The organism is Streptomyces sp. DvalAA-14, from assembly GCF_900091855.1.
Taxonomy (GTDB): Bacteria; Actinomycetota; Actinomycetes; order Streptomycetales; family Streptomycetaceae; genus Actinacidiphila.
Map to the genome: position 1 here is coordinate 1 of NZ_FMCH01000332.1, position 3841 is coordinate 3841.

Sequence of the window (3841 nt, forward strand, 5' to 3'; positions counted from 1 at the left end):
GCCGGGCACGCCAGCTGGGTGCTGCGGATCGGCGGGCTGACCGTCCTGACCGACCCGGTGTGGTCGCGCCGCATCCCCGGCACGCCCGCCCGGATCACCCCCGTCGGCGTGCCCTGGTCGGCGCTGCCGCCGGTCGACGCGGTCGTCATCAGCCACAACCACTACGACCACATGGACGCGCCCACCCTCAAGCGGCTGCCGCGCGGCACCGCGGTGTTCGCGCCGGCCGGCGTCGGCTCCTGGTTCCGGCGCCGCGGCTTCACCCGGGTGACCGAACTCGACTGGTGGGAGTCCGCCGAACTCGACCGCGTGCGCTTCCACTTCGTGCCCGCGCACCACTGGAGCCGGCGCGCCCTCACCGACGGGTGCCGGTCGCTGTGGGGCGGCTGGGTGCTGTCCGACGCCGCCGCGCCGCGGATCTACTTCGCCGGTGACTCCGGCTACGGCCCCTGCTTCGGCGAGATCGGCCGCGCCTACCCCGGCATCCAGCTGGCCCTGCTGCCGATCGGGGCGTACGCGCCGCGCTGGATGCTGCGGCCGGTGCACACCGACCCGGAGGAGGCCGTCCAGGCCTTCCTCGACGTCGGGGCCGCCGCGATGGCGCCCATGCACTGGGCCACCTTTCTGCTGTCCGGCGAACCCCCGCTGGAACCGCTGCGGCGCCTGCGCACGGCCTGGGCGGCGAAGGGGCTGGCGCGCGGTGACCTGTGGGACCTGCCGGTGGGCGGATCGCGCGTGCTGGCCGGCTGAGCGACGCGGCCGGCCGGGCTGGCCAGGCGATCACAGCCGCAGCCGCAGCCGCAGCCGCCTACGTCTGCGAGGGCGCGTGCGCCTCCGCCTCCGCCGGCCCCACCGGACCTTTCCTGCCGCGGCGCAGCCGCCGCACCACCGCCGGCCCCGCCGCGATGGCGAAGGTGAGGCCCACCGCGAGGGCCACCCCCTGCCAGGGTTCGGGGAACAGGGAGCCGCCGAGGATGCCGATCACCTGGTAGGCCGCCGCCCAGGCCAGGCACGCGGCGATGTCCCCGCGGACGAAGCGCCGCAGCGGCATCTCCGCCAGCAGGCACGCCACCATCACCGGGATGCGGCCGGCCGGTATCAGCCGGGACAGCACCAGCACCGCCGAACCGTGCCGGTCGAGTCGGCGCTCGGCCCGCTCCAGGGTGCCCGCGTCCACCCGGTCCTGGAGCCGGTGCAGCCAGCGGGAGCCGCCCCGCGAGTGGGCCCCGCGCAGCCCGAGCCAGTACAGGGCCACATCACCGAGGAACGCCGCCACCGACGCCACCGCGAACACCACCGCCAGGGACACCGGTTCGGTGTCGTGGAAGGCGACCACCGCCGCACCGGACACCAGCGCCCCGGTCGGCACCACCGGGACCAGCGAGCCGAGGACGACCAGCAGGAAGAGCGTCGGATAGCCGATCGCCTGCCGCGTGCTGTCCGAGGCGGGCTGATGCGCCGCGGCCGATGCCAGCAGGCCGATCACCGGTCCCCCTCCTGTCGTCCGCCGCTGTCCCGGCTGCTGTCGCCAGCGGGGGCGCCGCCGCCGCGGCCGGTGTCGCCCGCCGGGCCGTGGCCGCCGCGGTGCCGGTCCGCGTCCGGCACCAGCACGCTCTGCCCGTGCTCCAGCCGGTGCACCGCCACCCCCGGCGCGATGCGCGCCGCGAGCCGTACGAACTCCGCGCCCGGCGTGTGGAATTCGTGCGGCCGTACCCCGTCCAGGCCGATCGGCCAGTACGTGCCGTAGTGCACCGGTACCGCCGCGCGCGGCGCCAGGGCGGCCAGCGCCCGTGCGGCCCGCTCGGGGTCGAGGTGCCCCGGTCCGAGGAAGGGACCCCAGCCGCCCACCGGGAGCAGCGCCACGTCGCAGGGTCCGACCTCCTCGGCCATCGCGTCGAACAGCCCGGTGTCCCCGGCGAAGTACGTCCGCGCGCTGCCGGTCAGCACGTAGCCCAGGGGGGACACCCGGCGCGGCCCGTACGGCAGCCGCCGCCCGTCGTGCGCCGCGGGGACTGCCCGGACGGCCAACTCGCCGAATTTCAGGGACTCGCCGGCCGCCACCTCCACCAGCCGCAGCCGGTCCCGCAGCCGGCGCAGGCCCGGCACGGCGGCGAGCGCGCCCGCCGGCAGCAGCACCGTGGTGCCCGGGGCCAGCCGGCGCAGCGAGCCCAGGTGCAGATGGTCGGCGTGCAGATGCGACACCAGGACGACATCGGCCTCGGCCGCGACCGGCGGCGGCACCGCGCCGCGCCGCCTGCGCAGATGGGCCAGCCGCCGGGCGAACAGCGGGTCGGTCAGCACGCGGACCCCGCCGTCCCGCACGGTCACCGTGGCATGGCCCCACCACGTGATCTCCACCGCCACCGCGCCCGTCCCTTCACCGGCCGGCCGGCGCCGGATCGGCGCCCGCCGTGGCCCCGAGCGTATGCCCTGCGGCGGACGGGTCCGGGGCCGACCGGACCTGCTGATATGACAGGCTGGACGGGTGCCTCAGCCGGGAGACAGTCGAAGACGGGCCGCGGGCCGCACAGCGCTGCGGACCGCCGGGCGGGTGCTCGCGGTGTGGGCGGTGTCCTCGGCGACGCTGGCCGTACTCGCGGGCCTGCTGCCCGACTTCACCATCGAGGCGCCGGGCGGCGACAGCCCCACCCGGATCGCGCTGACCGCCGGCGCCGGCGCGGGCGCCTTCGGGCTGCTGAGCGCGCTGGTGTGGCCGCTGCTGGTACGCGCCCTGCTGCTGGTGCCCGCGCTGCTGCTCGGCGCGCTGGTGTTCTTCCTCAACGGCTCGCTGCTGCTGATCGCCCTGCGCCTGGTTCCGGACGGCCGCGGCCAGGTGGCCCCCGCGACGGCGGTGGTGATCGCCGCGGTGATGTCCGCGACCTCCTCCGCGACCAGCACCGCGCTGGCGGTGCGCGACGACGCCGCCTACGGCCGCCGGCTGGCCCGGCTGGCCGGCCGCGGCCGGCGGCACGCGGACGACCCGCCGCTGCCGACCACCCCCGGTACGGTCTTCCTCCAACTCGACGGCGTCGGCCACGACGTGCTGCACGACGCCCTGACCAGTTCCCCGCCCGCGATGCCGACCGTCGCCCACTGGCTGGGCGGCACCCACCGGCTCGTCCCGTGGCGCACCGACTGGAGCAGCCAGACCGGTGCCAGCCAGCTGGCCATCCTGCACGGCAGCAACCACGACGTGCCCGCCTTCCGCTGGTACGAGAAGGAGACCGGGCAGGTCATGGTCTGCAACCGGCCCTCCAGCGCAGCCGAGTTGGAGCGGCGCGCGGTGGCGCGGACCGGATCGTGCGGCCTGCTCGCCGAGGACGGTGCCAGCCGGGGCAACCTGTTCAGCGGCGGCGCCGAGCAGGCGGCGCTGGTGATGTCGGTGGCGGTGCGGGCGGGCACCTTCAACCGGCCGCGCTCGGGCTACTTCGCCTACTTCTCCGACCCGGCCAACGCGGTGCGCACCGCCTGGTCGTTCAGCGCGGAGGTGGGCCGGGAGATCCTGGAGTCGTCGGCGGCGCGGATCCGCGGCGACCGGCCGCGGATCAAGCGCGGCGGGCTGTATCCGCTGCTGCGGGCATTCGCCACCGTGGTGGAGCGGGACGTGGCGGTCGCCGCGGTGATCGGCGACATGCTGGCGGGGCGCTCGGCGGTGTACGCGGACCTGGTGGCGTACGACGAAGTGGCCCACCACTCCGGCCCGTACAGCAAGGACGCCCGCAAGGTGCTGACCCGGCTGGACCGTTCGGTCCGGATGATCGCGGACGCGGCCCGCTACGCGCCGCGCCCGTACCGGATCGTGCTGCTGTCCGACCACGGGCAGAGCGGCGGCGAGACCTTC

The 3841-nt window shown here is 76.3% G+C and carries 4 protein-coding genes; 2 read left to right on the plus strand and 2 right to left on the minus strand.

Annotated features, from left to right (window positions below):
• Window positions 1-750 (plus strand): MBL fold metallo-hydrolase (locus tag GA0115240_RS17015; RefSeq protein ID WP_107407160.1); only part of this gene is annotated, 750 nt, incomplete at its 5' end.
• Between the two features lie 58 nt (window positions 751-808).
• Here GA0115240_RS17015 and GA0115240_RS17020 read toward each other — a convergent pair.
• Both GA0115240_RS17020 and GA0115240_RS17025 read right to left on the minus strand, forming a co-directional pair.
• Window positions 809-1486: a DedA family protein gene (locus GA0115240_RS17020; RefSeq protein ID WP_256069853.1), complete on the minus strand. Its 678-nt coding sequence runs from the start codon at window positions 1484-1486 to the stop codon at window positions 809-811.
• On the minus strand, window positions 1483-2364 hold the full coding sequence (locus GA0115240_RS17025) for an MBL fold metallo-hydrolase (protein ID WP_093737519.1): 882 nt from the start codon (window positions 2362-2364) through the stop codon (window positions 1483-1485). Before GA0115240_RS17025 ends, GA0115240_RS17020 begins: the two co-directional genes overlap by 4 nt.
• Before the next feature lie 121 nt (window positions 2365-2485).
• Between GA0115240_RS17025 and GA0115240_RS17030 the strand changes: the two genes are divergently transcribed.
• A partial coding sequence (locus tag GA0115240_RS17030) for a phage holin family protein (protein WP_370673348.1) occupies window positions 2486-3841 on the plus strand: 1356 nt, incomplete at its 3' end.